The organism is Chitinophaga sp. 9-1-y (assembly GCF_059511905.2).
Window position 1 is genome coordinate 2,587,780 of record NZ_CM197955.1, and the last position, 18,067, is coordinate 2,605,846.

16 protein-coding genes are annotated in these 18,067 nt (G+C 44.3%); 6 read left to right on the forward strand and 10 right to left on the reverse strand.

Features of this window, described 5'->3' with window-relative positions:
- From gwsS to AC5ZC7_RS10290, 6 genes are all read right to left on the reverse strand, one after another.
- On the reverse strand, positions 1-1,020 hold the full coding sequence (gwsS, locus tag AC5ZC7_RS10265; RefSeq protein ID WP_511911493.1) for a grasp-with-spasm system SPASM domain peptide maturase: 1,020 nt from the start codon (positions 1,018-1,020) through the stop codon (positions 1-3).
- Positions 1,021-1,230: 210 nt separating this feature from the next.
- Positions 1,231-2,205 (reverse strand): grasp-with-spasm system ATP-grasp peptide maturase, encoded by a 975-nt coding sequence (gene gwsG / locus AC5ZC7_RS10270; RefSeq protein WP_496159396.1) that lies wholly within the window; start codon positions 2,203-2,205, stop codon positions 1,231-1,233.
- 178 nt (positions 2,206-2,383) lie between these two features.
- Positions 2,384-2,560 carry a hypothetical protein gene (locus AC5ZC7_RS10275; protein WP_496159395.1) on the reverse strand — a complete coding sequence of 59 codons (177 nt, stop codon included), beginning with the start codon at positions 2,558-2,560 and terminating at the stop codon, positions 2,384-2,386.
- A 41-nt stretch (positions 2,561-2,601) separates the two neighbouring features.
- A complete protein-coding gene (locus AC5ZC7_RS10280) occupies positions 2,602-2,781 on the reverse strand; it encodes a hypothetical protein (protein WP_496159394.1) in 180 nt (59 codons plus the stop codon).
- Between the two features lie 217 nt (positions 2,782-2,998).
- Positions 2,999-3,736: a LytTR family transcriptional regulator DNA-binding domain-containing protein gene (locus AC5ZC7_RS10285; protein WP_496159393.1), complete on the reverse strand. Its 738-nt coding sequence runs from the start codon at positions 3,734-3,736 to the stop codon at positions 2,999-3,001.
- Between the two features lie 12 nt (positions 3,737-3,748).
- The gene (locus AC5ZC7_RS10290; protein ID WP_496159392.1) at positions 3,749-5,662 is read right to left on the reverse strand and encodes a histidine kinase; all 1,914 of its coding nucleotides are present in this window, start codon (positions 5,660-5,662) and stop codon (positions 3,749-3,751) included.
- Between the two features lie 245 nt (positions 5,663-5,907).
- Between AC5ZC7_RS10290 and AC5ZC7_RS10295 the strand changes: the two genes are divergently transcribed.
- From AC5ZC7_RS10295 to AC5ZC7_RS10305, 3 genes are all read left to right on the forward strand, one after another.
- The gene (locus AC5ZC7_RS10295; protein ID WP_496159391.1) at positions 5,908-8,379 is read left to right on the forward strand and encodes a DUF5686 family protein; all 2,472 of its coding nucleotides are present in this window, start codon (positions 5,908-5,910) and stop codon (positions 8,377-8,379) included.
- Positions 8,380-8,855: 476 nt separating this feature from the next.
- On the forward strand, positions 8,856-11,294 hold the full coding sequence (locus AC5ZC7_RS10300; RefSeq protein WP_496159390.1) for a TonB-dependent receptor domain-containing protein: 2,439 nt from the start codon (positions 8,856-8,858) through the stop codon (positions 11,292-11,294).
- A 3-nt stretch (positions 11,295-11,297) separates the two neighbouring features.
- Positions 11,298-12,215, forward strand: a complete 918-nt coding sequence (locus AC5ZC7_RS10305; RefSeq protein WP_496159389.1) for a DUF4249 family protein — start codon at positions 11,298-11,300, stop codon at positions 12,213-12,215.
- Positions 12,216-12,293: 78 nt separating this feature from the next.
- On the opposite strand, the gene AC5ZC7_RS10310 is transcribed toward AC5ZC7_RS10305, so the two are convergent.
- Positions 12,294-12,506 (reverse strand): cation transporter, encoded by a 213-nt coding sequence (locus AC5ZC7_RS10310; protein ID WP_496159388.1) that lies wholly within the window; start codon positions 12,504-12,506, stop codon positions 12,294-12,296.
- Between the two features lie 211 nt (positions 12,507-12,717).
- Here AC5ZC7_RS10310 and AC5ZC7_RS10315 point away from each other — a divergent pair, with 211 nt between their 5' ends.
- Complete coding sequence (locus AC5ZC7_RS10315; RefSeq protein ID WP_496159387.1) at positions 12,718-14,013, forward strand: DUF3108 domain-containing protein; 1,296 nt, start codon at positions 12,718-12,720, stop codon at positions 14,011-14,013.
- 62 nt (positions 14,014-14,075) lie between these two features.
- Here AC5ZC7_RS10315 and AC5ZC7_RS10320 read toward each other — a convergent pair whose 3' ends face one another.
- The 3 genes from AC5ZC7_RS10320 to AC5ZC7_RS10330 form a co-directional block, all read right to left on the reverse strand.
- Positions 14,076-15,125: a 2Fe-2S iron-sulfur cluster-binding protein gene (locus AC5ZC7_RS10320; protein ID WP_496159386.1), complete on the reverse strand. Its 1,050-nt coding sequence runs from the start codon at positions 15,123-15,125 to the stop codon at positions 14,076-14,078.
- A gap of 15 nt (positions 15,126-15,140) precedes the next feature.
- Positions 15,141-15,731 carry a helix-turn-helix domain-containing protein gene (locus AC5ZC7_RS10325; RefSeq protein WP_496159385.1) on the reverse strand — a complete coding sequence of 197 codons (591 nt, stop codon included), beginning with the start codon at positions 15,729-15,731 and terminating at the stop codon, positions 15,141-15,143.
- A 179-nt stretch (positions 15,732-15,910) separates the two neighbouring features.
- Positions 15,911-16,375, reverse strand: coding sequence for a hypothetical protein (locus tag AC5ZC7_RS10330; RefSeq protein WP_496159384.1), 465 nt, complete (start codon positions 16,373-16,375; stop codon positions 15,911-15,913).
- A gap of 205 nt (positions 16,376-16,580) precedes the next feature.
- Here AC5ZC7_RS10330 and AC5ZC7_RS10335 point away from each other — a divergent pair, with 205 nt between their 5' ends.
- Together AC5ZC7_RS10335 and AC5ZC7_RS10340 are read left to right on the forward strand one after the other, a co-directional pair.
- Positions 16,581-17,303 carry an AAA family ATPase gene (locus AC5ZC7_RS10335; RefSeq protein ID WP_496159383.1) on the forward strand — a complete coding sequence of 241 codons (723 nt, stop codon included), beginning with the start codon at positions 16,581-16,583 and terminating at the stop codon, positions 17,301-17,303.
- The gene (locus tag AC5ZC7_RS10340; protein WP_496159382.1) at positions 17,300-18,040 is read left to right on the forward strand and encodes a YggS family pyridoxal phosphate-dependent enzyme; all 741 of its coding nucleotides are present in this window, start codon (positions 17,300-17,302) and stop codon (positions 18,038-18,040) included. Before AC5ZC7_RS10335 ends, AC5ZC7_RS10340 begins: the two co-directional genes overlap by 4 nt.
- Positions 18,041-18,067 lie beyond the last annotated feature (27 nt).

Consider the following 18,067-nt stretch of genomic DNA (forward strand, 5'->3'; position numbering starts at 1 on the left):
TTATTTTACCAGTGGTCTCAGGCCATAATGATCTATAGCTGCTTGTTTCAGGGGATTGTTGATCCACTCATCCCATTCATTTGTATAAGGGTTATACCCACATTTTAGCGGCTTGGAATAGATATCCTCCGGTGTTTCAATATAGGCCCTGCAATCGGTGCATACATGGCGGAATTCACAATCCTTGCAGGTATTGATATCGTCCTTCCGGATATTCCAATACTTTTTAAGGTTGGGTTCTTCCAATACAGTTGATAGTGCAACTTCTTCCATATGTCCGAAATGCTGTTCCATGGAAGGACAATTCCGGATATATCCGTTATAGTCAATCGACAGCTTTCGATTCAGGCAGGTGTTGTGATGCTGGCTTTCCGCAAACAGTTCCAGGTTCGACTGGAAATAACTGCTGCTGATTTCACCACAGGCTTTACAGGAATTAACCTGTTTGGCAAGAAAAACAACTGTTACCGAATCATCGAAAATCCTTTCTACCTTTTGTTCAGGTGCATTATGAAACCATATGGCTTTCACACGCGGGTATTTTTTTACCAGGGTATCGAGCGCATTAAGACTGATGCTGCTATCGTAGGGCAGCATCAGCTTAATTACACCCAGGGTGGTATCATTGAACATTTCCAGTAGCGGAAGGAGATGAGCGATTTGTAGGGGTTGATAACATCTGATTTCAAGTGACTGCACATTCAAATCAAATAAATCATGCATGAATTTGTTGGCATAATCCAACTGTTCATTATATTCGAGAATTACATTGGTAACAGGTGTAGGGCGATCCCAATGAAAATCAACAGGGATCAGCTGTTTCAGTAAATGGTCATCAATAAATCCCATCTCTTTTTTTACTATGAAATTGACATAGCCATCAATTGCTTCCCGGTTGTCTTCCCCGAAATGGGCGATACAATCCTGGATGGAATGTTGTTGCAGGTACTGCAATACTTCCATCGTGTCATTAGGAATGTGATAAAATTTTAGCAGCTGCAAATCACAGAGCAATGTCATATTCGCACCGCGCACTAAGTGACAGTTCGCATATAGATTTAGAAATTCCATCATCAGAATTTTGAAATAAACTTGTAAAAGCCGGGCAGTTCATATGCTGGCGCATTAATTTTGCTCGCTTTCCCAATTTTCATAAGATGGCGGGCTTTTTGAGTGTCCTCAGCATCCAGGTAATACAGTGGCAGCGGTAGTATTTCCTTTTCCTTCAGTTTACTGGTGAATTTTTTTTTCATGAGGAGATCCCTTTTTGAGTAATTGTGCCATTTTCTTTTCCAGGTAATAGTTGCAGGGGAAAGACACCATCCCAAACTGCCCGGCCGGATTTACTTCCAGGAAATAATAGTTACCCTGCCTGTCTACCATTAAATCAATGGAACCAGTTCCGAAACCTAGTTCCTGCATTACTTTCCGGAGCTTTTCTTCCACTTCTGCCGGCAGCAGGTAAGGCACCGTTCTATTGGGTCTTTCCTCGTCGTAGTTCCGGAAATCATCCTGGGTTCTTTTATTATTTTGGGAGAAGATAGCCATACTGTAAAAAGTACCGTCGAGGTAGAAGGCCCGTACTTCGTACTTTTTTTCCACTTTTTCCTGTATCATAGACGGGAAAAACTGATCTGGCATACGTTTCAGGTTAGATCCGTTAACGACTACTGTCAACATCTTGAACTTGGTGCCCAATTCATCTTCCACAAAAATGCATTCCCCCAGCGGCTTGATAATCAACTCCGGATATCGATCCAATAGTGCTACCACGGCAGATTTTGTGGTTACTACTTCTGTAAATGGAATTTGTAGTCCATGTTTTCGGGCTAACATTGACACATGGAGTTTATTCAGGTTATCCTCCATTATTGGATCATTCAGCCATTTGTGCTTGTCGATAGTATGAAACAATAGAGAATGCAAGCCATTAAACTCATCTATCAGGAACCGTCTTAATGTATAGCTGGTAGGTGCATGTTCCTTTTTAAGACTGTATTTTGAAGGGAATTCATATAATTTTCTTCTATACCAAACAGCAGCAATTGTTTCATTTTGGGGGAGCGCATCCAGTCCGTTCAGCTGGAATAAATCCTCTCCATTTAATCGCAGGTAAGGAACCTGGTAATAGTTCAGCCACTTACATACTGTATCTGTACTGGTTTCCAGGAATGCCTGGCTTAAAATCAGAATTTTCCGGTTCATCAATCATTATATTTTGCAGCTTCACGGATTCATCAAAAGAAGGGGAACAATGGATGATCATAAGTAATGGATGATTATAACTACTAAGGAGTTAACAAAAGAGACTGCCCGCACTATGGGACAGCCTCTTTGAATTTGCTCAGTACCAGTTGAAGGTTAACTGCCCAACAGGTTATAATCACTTAGGATCTGTGCTGTGATCACAGAAATACTGGTCACCTCTTTGGGTAGCGGTGTGTGTAGTTACAGTAGAATCACCTGCATCTACAGAGAATTCGGCTAACATGGCTTTACCACCTTTGATAGTTTCCATGGATTCAATTTTCTTCTCGTTTAATTTTTGCAATTTTTTCATGGTTGTTTAAGTTTAAATAAGTTAACAAATCAAGTGACTAATTAATTGTTTGGATCTTGTTTGGTATCAGTTACCCAATGTCTTCCGTTCCAGGAAGCTTCATTGTAAGTGGTTTTTGTTTGATCGTCCAGAGAGAATTCAGGCTGGAGCATCATTAAACCACCTTTAACGTTTTCCAGGTTGGTCACTTTTTTTTCGTTTAATTTTTGCAGCTTTTTCATATATGCTTTTTTTAATGTGTGCTACTTATCCGTACTGACCTTTGGGGTGCATGTTTCCTTATGCATTTTACAGGTCATTGTATATGGTTAAATTATTACAGGGCTTATTCCCTATTTGATGATCCAAAAGTAAGAAGGGAAAGGGTCACAGGAATAGTTGATCAATATTTGCCGGAGATCAGTCATTATTTGCAGGAATAGGGAAAATATCCGTGGGCTACATACGCTCCAGGAAGTCTGCCACCGTATCTTTTTTACGGTCCGATACGGGGACTTTAGCACCGGTAGTCATTTCCAGGTACCCATCTTTAAAATATTTACTTACAAAATGGCCATTCACGAGGAAAGACTGATGGCAGCGCAGGAACATTTCTGCCGGTAAAACGGACTCGTATTCCTTCAGTACTTTGGATACGAGGATAGAGGTACCGTCTTTCAGCCAGAAAGTGGTATATCCCTTATCACTGCTGCAATACACGATATCTTCGATATTGATGACCTGTGTAAAGGTAGCACTCTTTAAGGCAATCCTTTTGGGACGGGCATTGCCCCTGTAGTGGGTGGCAGCAATTTCCAATTGGTACTGGTTAAATTTATGCTGCTCTGTTTTCCTAAAACAACGGTCGATGGTTTCGTTAAACAGTACAGTGTCCAGGGGTTTCAACAGGTAGCCGGCAGCGCCCAGGTTGAGGGCATCAATGGCATATTGATTATAGGCCGTAATAAAAATGATTTGCATCGCCGATATATCGATGCGGCTGAAAAGGGTAAAGGAGGTGTCATCTTTCAACTGTATATCTGCCAGAATCAGTTCTGGTTTCAGTTGTGGGATTTCTTTTTCCGCTTTGGAGATATCCGCAGCATACCCTACCAGTTGCAAATAGGGGATTTCCGCCACCAGGGCAATAATATGTCTCTGAATATTGGTTTCGTCTTCGAGTATATAAACAGTCATCCGCTGCTGTTTTTAAGCTGTTATTAAGGGAATGGTTACGATTACAACAAAGCCGCTGCCTTCCGGTTTAGGGCTACAGGAAAAAAAGGCCAGCTGCCGTTCTTTATTAAAGAGTAAATCCAGGCGTTCCTGTACGATAATCCGCGATAGTGATTTCTTTTCCTTGTTCTGGCTGGTTTGACTTTTATCTCCCACGCCATTGTCGTCTATGGTAATGACCAGTAGTTTTTCCTGTTGGCGGAAGGTAATCAATAACAGCCCTTTGTAACCGGTGGTTTTAAACCCATGCTCAATCGCATTTTCCACAAAGGGTTGTATGAGCATGGGAGGAATTAATATATCGGAAACATCTAATTCACCGGCATCGATCCGGTAGTCAAACATTTCGGTAAAGCGCATTAGTTGCAGCCTGATATAGTTATCAAGAGAGGCAATTTCTTCTTCCAGCAAAATAAAATCTTCCCGGTTCAGTTCAAGAATATTGCGCATCAGCCTTGAAAAAGCCACCAGGTAAGCGTTGGCCTCCTGTTTCCGGTCGCTGCTGATAAGTCCCTGCAGGTTGGCCACCGCATTGTAAATGAAATGAGGATTCAGCTGCATCTGCCTGGTTTTTTGTTCCAGCAGCAATCGTTTATTATCAATCAGCAGTTTTTCATGTTGCTCTTTCAGTAAACGTTGCCGGTAGGCGGTATAAATGAAAAACCCGATCATCACCAGCAAACTGCAGATGACTATAAATATCCAGCGTTGTTGTGAGATAATTTTTTTATTTAATGCATTCGTGGTTTTCAATGCCGCGATGGCCTGATCTTTTTTCTCCGTTTGGTAGCGGGTATGTAGTTCCTCAATTTTGGAGGCTTCAATAGAGTCGATATTTCTTGCGAAAATCTCAAAAGACTGATGGAAGGAGGCAAGGGCACTCTTGTAATCCCCTTTTTTCCGGTAGGCTTCTGTTAATCCCTCGTATACAGAAAAAAGATTGGCCGACTGCTCCTTTTTGGCCGCCCAGTCAATACAGGCGTTATAATAATAGATCGCGGAATCCAGCTGGTTATTTCTTACAAAGCTGGTGGCGAGATTATTAAAAACAATGGTATTCAGGCGATCGTGCGCCTTCATATAATTAAAATATACCTTCTCACAGGTGGTGGATTGGGCAAATTCTCCTTTGCGGGAATATATCTGGGCCTCATAATCAAAAGTACGGACCAGGGCCATACTGTCTGCAATCAGGACCGCAAACCGACGGGCACTATCCAGGTAACGCTGCATCCCGTTGAGATCGCTCAACCTGGCAGTCAGCATAAAGCAGATATCAAAGTAGCGCTGCCGTATGATTGGATGCTCCTTAAATGGATTGTTATTATAATATAACCGGGTATAAGCAACAGATTTGGCAATGTTTCCATTGGTGTAATAAGACCTGGCCATTAAATCGTACAGGCGATACCGGAATATACTGTTATTCCGTTCTGCCTTTTTTATTGCTTCCAGCAATTGCGCTGCCAGTTCCGCCTTGGTAATATTGGTCGCTTCCGTAGTAAGGTTCAGTATGGAAAAGTCCTGTAGTGCTGCCAGCTGGGAATCTTTCGGGGAAGGCTCCATCAGCTTATAATAATACAAGGCACTGTCGAATTGCTTTTTCAATTCATACTGGTAGCCCCTGAAATAGTTATAGTACGGATCTTCCTCTTTATTTTTTTTCTTCTCCAGTGCCGCCAGGATGGTTTTTACCGTATCTGCCATCACCGGCCTTCCGAGTGTATCCTGTGAAAGAATCAACTGGAGGAAAGCGGTATCCGGCCAATTTGTAACGGCCCGTACTGATTTTTCTTTCGGTCCGGTTGGCTGTGAGCAGCCTGTATACAGGCATAACAGCACCATGAAGGAAACAATGGCAATACATGGTCGGTATATATGCTTCATACTAAATTACAGACATGGTTGGTGATTGAAGGACAGCTACATGGCAACTATCACTATAGCAGTGGGCAAATATAGAAATATTTTTTGCATTCGTTTCAGTATCAGTTCTTTTGGCCTATCGCTTACTCCTTTCCTCCCTTTTTTGACCCTCAAATGGGGGGAGATGGAAAAACAGGCGTCTTATAAATACTACAACTGTTTATTTGATGCCGCAAACCTTTATCTGTACTTGCAAGGGCTGGGTCGTGTTTTTTTGTTTACTATTATCGGCTAAACAGATTTGTGCACAAACTACCGCTACTGCCAACGGGCGGGTGGTGAATAAGTTCACGGAAGAACCACTACCATTCGCTACTGTTTATTGGAAAGCTGCCGGCTATGGCGTAATGACCGATAGCGCGGGTTACTTTCAGCTTGCCAGCAGTCCCAGGAAAAACGACACATTGATTGTGCGTTATGTGGGCTATGATGTGAAAGCCTTGCCGTGGGCCGCCACACAGGTATCGCCGTTGCTGATACAACTGGAAGCCACCATAAAAATGAGCGTAGAGGTGAAGGCTAAGCTGGATAAGGGGCTGGTGTGGTGGCGACAGATAGTGGCCCATAAAGAAAAAAACTCTCCGGCGCACTATCAAAACTATTATGCAGAGCTCTATAATAAACTGGAAATAGATCTATCCAATATCAACAAGCAGCGCTGGGAAAAGTCGAGGCTCATGAAGCCCTATGCTTTTGTTGGACGCCAGATTGATACTACCTCAGAGCAACGGCCTTTTCTACCGGTATTCCTCAGTGAATCTGTTTCGGACTATTACGCCGCAGGCAGCCCTCCCAGTATCAGGGAGGAGATCCGGGCGCTCAATACCAGCGGTATCCGAAACGAGTCGGTGATGCAATACCTGGGTGGCATTAACCAAAAAATCAATAGCTATCAAAACGCCCTGTATATCTTTGGTCGCGAGTTTATTAGCCCGGTGGGGAGTGTGGGCGACCGGTATTACCACTACAAAGGGTTGGACACCGTTATCCTGCATGGTGAACCGTATTACCACCTCGCTTTTACCCCGCGCCGGGAAGGGGAGAACCTGTTTGCCGGCGACTGCTGGATACAGGCGTCTACCTGGGCGATACAGAAAATCAGTATGTCCGTGAATGGTGCAGTAGACATCAATTTCGTAAAAAGGCTGGATATCATCCAGGAATTTTCCCAATACAAAGAGAAAGAATGGGTGGTGGCAAAAGACCGTTTTATCGTGGAACTGGCGCCCCTGGGCAAAGACAGGACGACCTTTATTGGCCGCAAAACCACCTTGTATAATCACATTGCCACTAACCAGGACTTTATCACCGAAAAAATTAACGCCAACCGCAGAAAAGAAGAAGTGGTGATAAAGGACAGCGCGCTCGCCTCAGGTAAACAATACCTGGAGCGCCATCGACCAGAAACATTGACGCCTAACGAAATACATGCTATAACGTTAGTGGATACACTGAAATCCATGCCTTCTTTTAAGCGGTTGAATAATACCGTTACATTTCTCCTGGATGGGCATATCAAACTGGGAAAAGTAGAAATCGGCCCATGGTATAAGTGGGTGAGCCGTAACCGGGTGGAAGGCCCGCGGGTACGGTTTGACTTGGGTACCACCGCCGCATTCAGCCGCAACTGGCGGTTAAATGGTTACCTCGCCTATGGTATGAAAGACGAATCGCTGAAAGGCAGCGTGGCGGTGACCTACACCTCGCCGGGTGATAATGGCTGGCAGGCAATGGCCTTTTACAAAGATGACCTGGATAATAATCAGAAGGGCTTTAATGGGGAACAGGTATCGCTGGATAATATTTTCGGGCAGCTGGTCCGCCGCCGTGGTATTCCGCAGAAGTTTATCCGGGAAGCAGATGCCAGCTTGTCTGTGATTAAACAATTCCCCCAGCAGTTCTCGCTACAGGGAACCGTCAGCCGTAGTTGCTACACGACGTTCGATCCGCTGCCATCGCATAAATTATTCCTGCCGGAAGAAAAGGGGAAAGTGGTGAATACGGAACTGCAGTTGAAATTCCGCTTTGCGCCGGGAGAGAAAGAGGTACGTACCTTCCGTAAAGTAAGACGGGTGCGCAGCAATCTGCCGGTAACGGAATTAGCGTATGCCTTTGCACCAACCGGCATGTTCGATGGGAAATATCAATATCAGAAAGTCAGTTTCAGTGTACGGCAGCAGTTCCCGCTGCCTGGCTGGGGAAGGGTGAATTACATGGTGTATGCCGGCCGGATCTTCACTGATCGTTTGCCTTTTATGTTGTTGCAGATGCATCCGGGAAATGAAACCTATTATTACAATAAAGAAGCGTTCAGCCTGATGAGAAAATATGAATTTTTTAGCGACCGCTACGCAGGCGTGAACATAGAACATAACTTCAACGGGAAATTGTTGAACCTGTTGCCATTCATGCGCAGAACCGGTGTACGTCAGTTCTGGAATGTGAAGTCGGTGATCGGAGACCTGTCTTACAACAACCGGGTGTATAACCACATGGAGTTTGGTAGCTATGGTATGCGCTCTCTTAAAGGAAACGTATATACGGAAGTAGGTACCGGTTTCGATAATATTTTCCGGTTCTTCCGGGTGGATGCAGTGTGGCGGATTTATCCGCGGCCAACAGCCGCTTCGCATAATAATGGCTTCGGATTGTTTGGTAGTTTCCGGTTACAGTTTTGATAAAGGCTTTATTGACGAAATAGGCAGTGGTTGTGTTTAACGATGCAACCCTTTTTTTATTATATTAACGATGCTATTTTTTGCAGATAAATGATAAAAGAAAATTAATTCCAACCTCCACCATTCTGGCGTAATTATTGTTGAATGCCGTAGCGTTGATATCGGGAACGCCATTATCATAAACCATATCGAAGTATCCGTATTAAACCATATCAAATAGTAATACCAGGGCGTACCGGATTTTAAGCAGCACAATAGTTACGGCTATTGATGGTCCTATTTTCTATCGCCTTTCACCATTCGCATTAATGATCAGTTATTGTATGCATGTCAGGTGGCAGTAGTGGCCTGATGGCATTAATGCAGATGGACACATCATTCCTTTGTATCGTTACATTCCCCAAATTGACATCTTATTAAATAATACCTGAAAAACCTTCAATCAGTTTACACTATGTAATCGCGAAATGATCATCATGAAAAACCTACATGTGCTCAATGAAATTGAGCTTTCTGTAAACCAGCATAATCTCCTGAAAATGGTAAACAGGCGGAAAACCATTCGAATCAGACAGTGGAACTTTTTATTTTTGTTATTTGGAGGACTGAATGCTTATGGCCAGTCGACCGTACTCAAGGTAAGTGTAACTGATCAACAACGGCAGGGTATTAATGCCGGTATTAAGGCAGGCGCAGTCACTTCTGTTACGGACTCAACTGGTAACGCATTGTTACGGCTTTCTCCAGGTCAGTACCAGGTTACCGTGAATGCTATTGGTTATGCCGGCAGCACACAAAAAATCCAGCTGAACAGTGATACCACTATTTCTTTTATACTGTTAAAAAGTAACCAACAGCTCAAACCAATTACCATTGAGGCCAATCGGATACAGCAACTCAACCAGATGAGTTCGCATTTCCTCAATATTGAGCAGTTAAAAAAAATGCCCGCACTGTTTGGGGAAGTTGATCCACTAAAGTCCGCAACGTTGCTGCCCGGCATTAAAAATGCCGGAGATGCCGGTGGTATCTATGTGAGAGGCGGCGGCCCCGATGAAAACCTGGTACTGATGGATGGCATTACGGTGTATAATCCTACTCACCTGCTGGGGGCTTTTAGTATTTTCAATGGGGATGCTGTTAAAAGCATATCCGTTATTAAAGGTGGGATGCCTGCCGAATATGGTGGGCGACTTAGCAGTGTGATTGCTGTTGCCTCCAGGGAAGGGAATAAAGACTCTCTTCATTTCAATGGTGCTATAGGACTGATTTCTTCCCGCCTAACAGTAGAAGGCCCCCTTTCAAAAGGAAAATCATCCTTTATTATCAGTGCCCGCCGCACGTATATTGACCAGGTAGCCCGATGGGCGGCGCCAAAGACAATGGGCGAAAATGGATATTATTTTTATGATGTTAATGCTAAACTGAATGTTGAATTAAACAGCACTAACAGTATCTCCCTGAATTTCTATACGGGCAAAGACAAATTCAACTACGAAAAAGATGAATCCAATGGAAGGGATCGTCGTTTTAAAGCAAATTGGGGAAACACCCTCGCTGGTGTTACCTGGAAATCTCAAATCAGTAGACAAATCCAACAGGAGCTATCGCTGTCCCACAACTCTTTTGAGCTTGGTAGCAGCATTACCTATATTACTGATGGAATGCTGTTTTCATCAGGTCTTTCAGACTACCAGGTCAGGAATGACTGGATGTATATCCCCACTAATCAGCTTAAATTAAAAGCCGGCTGGCAAGGTACCTGGCATCAGTTTAAGCCCGGTGCAGGTAATACCAGCGCCGGAGAACAGGAATTTATATCAAAGATCAATAAACAATACGGCCGGGAAGCCGCCGCCTATCTCAGCGCAGAATGGGACATCAGTAACCGGTTTAACATCCTGGCAGGAATACGGGGAAGTTACTTCGACCAGGTAGGCCCTAAAGATGTGGTGGTATATGGGAAAGACGGCGTTCCTACCGGTAAAACCATTAAATATGGAAAAGGGGCGAGGATAGCGAAGTACATGTATCCTGAACCTCGTCTGGCTATGCGGTATCTCTTTGATCCGGGAACAAGTATAAAGCTTTCGTATACCCGTACGGTACAGTATCTGCACCTGGCTACCACCAGCGCTGCCACTTTCCCGAGCGACCTGTGGATTCCCGTTAGCCGCCTGATAAAACCAGGAGTAGCAGACCAGGTGGCGGCAGGGTTCTACAAAGATCTCTCTAAAGGCTATGAAATCAGTGCGGAAGCTTATTACAAAGAAATGAACAACGAACTTGAATTCATGCCTGGCGCCCAACTGCTCCTCAATCAGAACATAGAAGGTGAAATGATTTTTGGTACCGGGAAAGCATATGGACTGGAATTGCTTTTCAAGAAAAAAACCGGGCCATTCACCGGCTGGATCGGCTATACACTGAGTCGTACTGAACGCACATTTCCTGCTTTGAACGGCGGCAAACCATTTCCTTACCGGTACGACCGCACGCATGATCTCAACGTAGTGGCCAATTATCAACTGTCAAAGAAGTGGTTGTTTGCCGGCTTGTTTGTATTCAGTACCGGCAATGCGCTCACGATGCCCAACGGTAGATTCGGTTATAACCTGGGGTATAATTTCAGGAATGATGTACCGGTATTCACCAATATCGACCGCTATGGCAAAGTCAACGACTATCGTATGCCGGCATATCATCGCCTCGACCTCTCCGTTACTTTCACGCCCAATCCGGAAAGTACCCGGCGGTTTAAAAGTAGCTGGATATTGAGTGTCTATAACGTATACAATCGTAGTAATCCCTACTTCATTTATGTGGATGTGGATGAAAAAAAACAAACCATACAAGGCAAACAGGTGATACTGTTTCCCATTCTGCCAGGCATTTCGTGGAATTTTAATTTCTGATGTATGAAAAAATCAAATAACTTCAACGGCTATATTTTTGTTTTACTATCATTGCTTCTCTGCTCTTCCTGTGAGAAGAATATAGATCTCCAACTGGATAGAACACCGCCTATGCTGGTGGTGGAGGGATATATCAACAACGGTCTTCGTTCCTACAACTATATTATCATCGGCAAAACCGTCAACTTTACGGAATCCCAATTTGCTAATACCGCTGTAGAAAAAGCAACGGTTACCATTACAGAAGGAGTGTTCGAAAAAGGAAGAGGATATCAATGGAACACTGCTGGTAAAGTAACGATGAAAGAAGGGAAAATGCCTGCCATGCACTCCCTGTATGTGCCGGGAGTATACTTTGATCCCAGGCTTATTACCGACTCAGCTAATGCCTTAATAGGTAAGCCTGGAAAATCTTACCTGCTTGAAATTGTGTCCGAAGGAAAGAAATATACCGCCATCACTTCTTTGCCTGTTCCGGTACCGATTGATAGTCTTACCAATACTACACCATTTAAAGACGATTCCGGAAGGGTACGTGCCCGGCTCACCGTACATTACACCGATCCAGACACACTTGGTAATGCACAGATTTATTACTGGGCAAACCGCTACACCAAAAACACCTTTGGATGGGGTGCACTTGGTACGGACAGGTATCTGCCCAATACAGATGAACTGGTAAACGGACAGGCCATACATATCACACATTCCGCTGTTATGCCTGTGGGGGATACCGTGGCTTACTACCTCGTGAGTGTAGAACGTCCGGTATATGATTTCTGGGATAGTTTTAATAAAGCCAAGGCTAATAGTGGTCCGTTTTCTACGCCGGTGGTGTTGAAGAGTAATATACGGGGAAGTAATGTAGTAGGGTGTTTTAGCGGGTTTGGGGTGAGTACCAGGAAGCATGTGATTAAGTAGTGGCGTAATTTCTAATGATCACAAATGAACCATAAAATCGGCCATACGAACTCCATCATTTTCGTATGGCCGTTCTATTTACGCCACCACTTCCGCCTTATATCCCACCTTTTCAATCGCCTGTTGTATTTCAGCTTTTCCTGCCTTATCGGTAGCCACCACCAATAATTTGTCCGGACTTTGCAAATCTACTTCCCAGTTATCGGCGCCTACTACTTCATTTAATGCCGGTGTAACTGCGGCGATGCAACCTGAACATTTAATGTTTGTTTTGAACTGTACTGTTTCCATGATTATATTTTTTAATTATTTGCTGATTGATGATGTAAAATTACATCCCGGCGTGGGCAGTGGTGTTACACTATAGAGGCGATGTTTTATATAATTATCTATTTATGCTTATTTTTGCCAGCCATATCTCGAAAACCTTTAAAATCACAACGATCATAAAATGAGTCGGGATAGGGGTTATTATTATTGTTTGGTAAGAAATAAGGACTTCATGCAAATTTCATTAAAACCTGTATTACTGCTATTGTTGCCATTTGCCAGCTTCGCCCAGAAGACTGTTTTACCCGGCCACCCGGACGTTAATACCACTCGTTTGAAACCCGGAAAATCATTGTACACGATCTATTATGTCAAAGGGGATACCTGGACAAAAAAAGGGAGTTATACAAACGAGATCGCCATTTCAGGAAATGAATTGACGTTTGTAGCGGACTACAAAGATGAGAAAGATCAATGGTACCGGAAAAGAACATCTGTGGCAGATGCCAAAACATTAAGCCCCGTCAGCTATAAGTCTGAAGGGCTGAAAAACGTTTTTGCATTGAATTTCGGAACAACTGTTACTGGTAAAGATCACTCCCTGAAAGGTGGTAAGGATAAGTCAATATCGATGAAACCTGCCGGGAAGTTTGTTGATTTTAATGTGTCGGAAATTTTCTTCACCGCTTTGCCGCTGGATGTAGGGTATAAAGCCATGGTACCGGAATTTTATTATACAGACAATCCCGATAGCTTATTGTCTAATTACATTATAAAGGAGGTGAAAAGTTATGTACAGCGTTCCCCTAAAACCGGCAACCATGAAAGCTGGCTGGTGAGTGTATTGGAAGAATCCTCCGGCGCGATTTACACCTATATCATCGATAAGAAAGACCATAGAATCTGGCAAAGGGAAATGCCCGTAGGTGGCGGCACCACAGAAATTTGTGTCAATGAGGAGTTGGATTACCAGCCTATTGAAAGCAAATTTAACAAAGAAGAAAATTTAAGGAAGATAGAAAACGGCAACAGCGTGATTACAGGTACGGCCTTCGCCAGGGATCACAACCAAAGGAGTATTGCGGTGGTGAATATCCAGAAAGCACAATTTGCTCCCAAAGGTACGGCAGTATACCTTGTCCCTAATTCGGATTACCTGGAAGAATGGAAAGCCGTGAATAAAAAAATACGGAAGCGTAATAAAGTGCAGGAAGTACCTATCGATCCTAACGTGGCCGGTTGTATTAAGAAAACAACCGTATATGATGATAGAGGCCACTTCGAGTTTACGAATTTAATGCCCGGCGAATATATCTTGTGGACCACTTTCGGATATACGCACCGGTATTCTTATCAATATTATGCAGGCACCTCTAATTTAGTACATCCGAGCGGGGCGGTATTATCTTCTACGCCTATTTATAACTCCGCCAGTGGCGCGTCAGGGGCAACAGCTGAAATAGAAGAAAAGGTGACTATCCGCAAGGATGGCGATAAAGTGGATATTAATTTGAAAGATGTACGTTGATGGGTGTTTGGTAAGCCTTAATATAAACGGCCATACGGATTATTTTCGTATGGCCGTTGTGTTTATCCTATTTCCACGGTAACATCTGCTGTAAGCGGAAAACTCTGGCATAGCAGAATCATTCCATCGTCGATATCGGAAGGTCTTAGTGCATAGTTATGGCGCATTTTGACTTTCCCGGCAGTAAGCTTTGCCGTACAAACGCCGCAGGTACCGCCTCTACAGGAATAGGGGAGCGGTATTCTGTCTTCCAGCGCCGCTTCCAATATGGTTTTCCCTGGGTCTACATCCAACAGGTTGGATTGTTCGTAAAAATGAAGAAGTACTTCCTGGGGTGTTGCCGGTAATACTTCATCGGCTTTGATAGGTTCGGGAGAAAACCATTCCAGGAAGATATGCTCTGCCGGTACCTGCATGGCTTCCAGCATTTCCTGGTGCATTTTCATCAACCCGGTGGGGCCACAAATGAAATAATGCGCATCCGTGTGTGGTGCTTCTATTTTTTGCTTGATCAGCTTGCGGGTCACCAGCTTATTCAAACGTCCTTTGACCAGGTTGGGTATGTCTGCGCCATCATGCGCGGAAAGCGCGTGGTGCACCTGAATGCGGCCGGCATAGCTTTCCTGCCAGGTGGTGATATCTTCCCTGAATATAATTTCAGCATGCGTACGGTTGGCATAGATAAGCGTAACGTTGGTGTCGGGAGAACTGTCTACTATCGAGCGCGCAATACTATACAGCGGCGTGATACCGCTTCCGCCAGCCAGCAGTACGATATGTTGGGCCGACCAGGTAGCTTCCGCAGGTACGAAGGAGCCAAAGGGACCGGTAACGGACCACTCTTTTATTTCGGCTGCCTGTGTAAGGATATAATTACTCATGATTCCGCCTGCCACTGCTTTTACAGTGATGGCGGGCTGTGGATCCTTACCGGGTACGGAGCTTAAAGAATAAGACCGGGTAACGGCCTTATCGTGGATGATTAAAGTAAGATTGATAAATTGCCCCGGCTGGTATATAAAAGGCTGACCGCCTGTATCAAACCGGATGGTTACTGCAGATGCAGTTTCCGGGATAATCTGCGCTGTACGCCAGATCTGTATATCGTTCATGTTGGTTCGTTGTTTTTAATGGGTAGGCCCGCCTGTTTGATGTGACAGGGCTTCCTTCGATTTCCTGATTTCTTTAAAGTAAGAGGTATTGAGGCCGGTTTGATCTTTAAACTGCCGGGAAAGATGCGCGCCGCTGCTATAGCCCAGTCTGAATGCCAGGTCAGCCAGCGTTTCATCGCTATATACCAGGAATTCTTTTACTTTCTCCGTACGGTACGCGATGATGTACTTCTCCAGGGTAATGCCTTCTAGTTCCGAAAAAGTATTGCTGATGAAGTCATAGTCTTTCCGCATTGTAATTGCCGCCAACTGTGAAAACCGGAAGTTTTCCGGGAAGTCGTATGACCCCGAATAAACCTTCTCCACCAGCGCCTTGATATCTCTCACCAGCTTGGTTTTCCGGTCCTCCAGCAGGGAAAACCCCAGCGGCTGCAACTTTTCTCCAACAGCGGCGATGTCTGGCGCGGATAACGCAGCAACCGTGGTAAATTCCCCGAGCGTAATGCCGGTAACGGGTATGTTCAGGTCAAGGAGCGCTTCTTTCACCGTATGGATACATCGGTCGCATACCATTCCTTTAATGAATATCTTATAGCTGCTTAGCATAATATTGAATTTGGGCCTGGACAAAACTCCGATATACGGGATGGTTCCTGTTATACAATTCAGGAGAAAGTTTATATAATTTGGCCTGGTTAACTTTTCAATGTAAGGAAATACTTAATGGGCCTATCTTTTAAATAAATTGTATTTTTATGATATGTGTTGCGCGTCCACTTTTAAACTTACTTTTCGAGCGCCTTTAATACAGCGCTTATTTCTCCATACTGAATTAGCACCTCATACTGGGATTTAATTTCTTCAGCAATGGGTAGGTTTAATACCTCTGCCAGTAGGCCGCTACTATCTTCTTTTATTGTTACCCCTTTTTTGTACAGTGTTACGTAGTGGGCCGTATAACAATCCGTTACCTCCCTGCCTATTGCTGATTTACAAATACATACGAGATTAGGCAATCCATCGGGGGAGGGGCCGCAACACCCTTGCATTCTGTTTAGATCATGATGATAAGACAACTGATGTTTGTCTGATACAGAAAGGTAGAAATCACCGTCGCTGTTAATACCATATTGCCCTTTTGAGAGTAATGCACGATCATCTTTTTCTGCAAAATCCAGTGCTACCTGGTTATCTAGTAGTCCGGAAACCCGGGCGCCGCAACTGTTGCAAACAATAAACCATTTCATCATCCTAAAGTAGGCATTTTAATGTGGATATGTCATATGCGCCGGTATTATCACTAATACACAGTGATATAAATCAATAAGCCTTTATCGCTGGACTACCTATTTTATAAAAATGGGACCACCTGCATCATCCAGTGATCCCGTACATTTGTGGTATGATGATGCAGCAAACATCATCCGGTCACTTAAAAAATGAACGATAGCCAACATGAATATTTACGATCTCATTATTGCAGATAAGGAAACAACACGCCTGGAGGATATTTTCCTGCACGAAGAAAAGCGGAAAGTAATTGAGCAACTGATTAAGGAACATTATTATGTGCAGGAACTGCAACAATATGGGCTTCCGGTTAATAATAAACTCATGCTGCACGGGGCCTCCGGTTGCGGCAAAACTACCACCGCTAAAGCCATCGCGCATGCATTGGGAAAGCCGCTGTTTATATTAAACCTCAGCAATATTATCTGTTCCCGCATTGGGGAAACGTCCCAAAATATCAAAGCGGTATTCGACAAGGCCGCAAGGGAAAAGGCAGTATTGTTTTTAGATGAGTTTGACCAGATAGGCAAAGCCCGCGGCGATGACGACCGGGATGTAGGAGAGATGAGGCGACTGGTGAATACGCTCATTCAGCTGATTGACTATTTCCCTGAAAAGGCCCTGCTGATCTGTGCTACCAACCATGTGCATATTATCGATAAAGCCCTGCTCCGCCGTTTTCAGCTCAACATTTCGTTTGAGATGCCCGCTCCCGCGGTGTTGAACACTTATTACGATACGTTGTTGTCCCGCTTCCCGGAGCATATGCGGCAGGTAGAACGGAAAATGGATATCTCTTTCGCAGAAGCCAAAGATGATGTGCTGACGCAGGTGAAAACCACTTTAATTGCTCACCTGGAGTCTGCGACAAAAAATGTGAACATATGAGCGAAGAAATCCTGCACCATCTCCGGATCATCAACAACAGGATACAGCAGGCGATTATCAGTAGAGGACGGAGTACAGATAGCGTAAAGTTGTTGCTGGCCACCAAAACAGTCCCCGCCGAACGAATCAAAGTAGCACTGGAGGCCGGATGTACGCTGATAGCAGAAAACAAAGTGCAGGAGCTGAAAGAAAAATACGATGCTTTAAAAGCCGTTCCACATGAAAATCATTTCATTGGTCACCTGCAAACCAATAAAATCAAAGATATCCTGAAATATGAGGTGACCTGTATACAATCGATGGATCGCCTGGAACTGGCGGAGAAACTGCACCAGCGGCTGTTGCTGGAAAACAGGCAAATGGACGTGCTGATACAGGTAAATACTTCCGGGGAAGAAAGCAAATTCGGCGTATCGCCGGAAAGCGCCCTGGAACTGGTAGAACGGGTTTCTCACCTTGATACACTACATATAAAAGGTTTGATGACCATCGGGTTGTTGAGCGCCGAAACAGCAAAGGTGCGTGCCTGTTTTCATCTCCTGAAATCACTCCAACAACAAATCAGCGCCGCTGCTATTCCCCGCGTAGTCATGCAGGAGCTTTCTATGGGCATGAGTGGCGACCTGGAAACCGCCATTGAAGAAGGCGCTACTATTGTTCGCGTAGGCACCGCGGTATTTGGCCAAAGACCTACTCCTGACAGCTATTACTGGGATGAATCCATGAAATTAAAGTGATCGGTAACTCAAACACTAAATCATAAG

Coding starts and splice junctions, on each gene's coding strand:
- gwsS (WP_511911493.1), bottom strand. CDS start 1,020: ATGACATTGCTCTGTGATTTGCAGCTGCTAAAATTTTATCACATTCCT.
- gwsG (WP_496159396.1), bottom strand. CDS start 2,205: ATGAACCGGAAAATTCTGATTTTAAGCCAGGCATTCCTGGAAACCAGT.
- AC5ZC7_RS10275 (WP_496159395.1), bottom strand. CDS start 2,560: ATGAAAAAATTGCAAAAATTAAACGAGAAGAAAATTGAATCCATGGAA.
- AC5ZC7_RS10280 (WP_496159394.1), bottom strand. CDS start 2,781: ATGAAAAAGCTGCAAAAATTAAACGAAAAAAAAGTGACCAACCTGGAA.
- AC5ZC7_RS10285 (WP_496159393.1), bottom strand. CDS start 3,736: ATGACTGTTTATATACTCGAAGACGAAACCAATATTCAGAGACATATT.
- AC5ZC7_RS10290 (WP_496159392.1), bottom strand. CDS start 5,662: ATGAAGCATATATACCGACCATGTATTGCCATTGTTTCCTTCATGGTG.
- AC5ZC7_RS10300 (WP_496159390.1), top strand. CDS start 8,856: ATGAAAAACCTACATGTGCTCAATGAAATTGAGCTTTCTGTAAACCAG.
- AC5ZC7_RS10305 (WP_496159389.1), top strand. CDS start 11,298: ATGAAAAAATCAAATAACTTCAACGGCTATATTTTTGTTTTACTATCA.
- AC5ZC7_RS10310 (WP_496159388.1), bottom strand. CDS start 12,506: ATGGAAACAGTACAGTTCAAAACAAACATTAAATGTTCAGGTTGCATC.
- AC5ZC7_RS10315 (WP_496159387.1), top strand. CDS start 12,718: ATGCAAATTTCATTAAAACCTGTATTACTGCTATTGTTGCCATTTGCC.
- AC5ZC7_RS10320 (WP_496159386.1), bottom strand. CDS start 15,125: ATGAACGATATACAGATCTGGCGTACAGCGCAGATTATCCCGGAAACT.
- AC5ZC7_RS10325 (WP_496159385.1), bottom strand. CDS start 15,731: ATGCTAAGCAGCTATAAGATATTCATTAAAGGAATGGTATGCGACCGA.
- AC5ZC7_RS10330 (WP_496159384.1), bottom strand. CDS start 16,375: ATGATGAAATGGTTTATTGTTTGCAACAGTTGCGGCGCCCGGGTTTCC.
- AC5ZC7_RS10335 (WP_496159383.1), top strand. CDS start 16,581: ATGAATATTTACGATCTCATTATTGCAGATAAGGAAACAACACGCCTG.
- AC5ZC7_RS10340 (WP_496159382.1), top strand. CDS start 17,300: ATGAGCGAAGAAATCCTGCACCATCTCCGGATCATCAACAACAGGATA.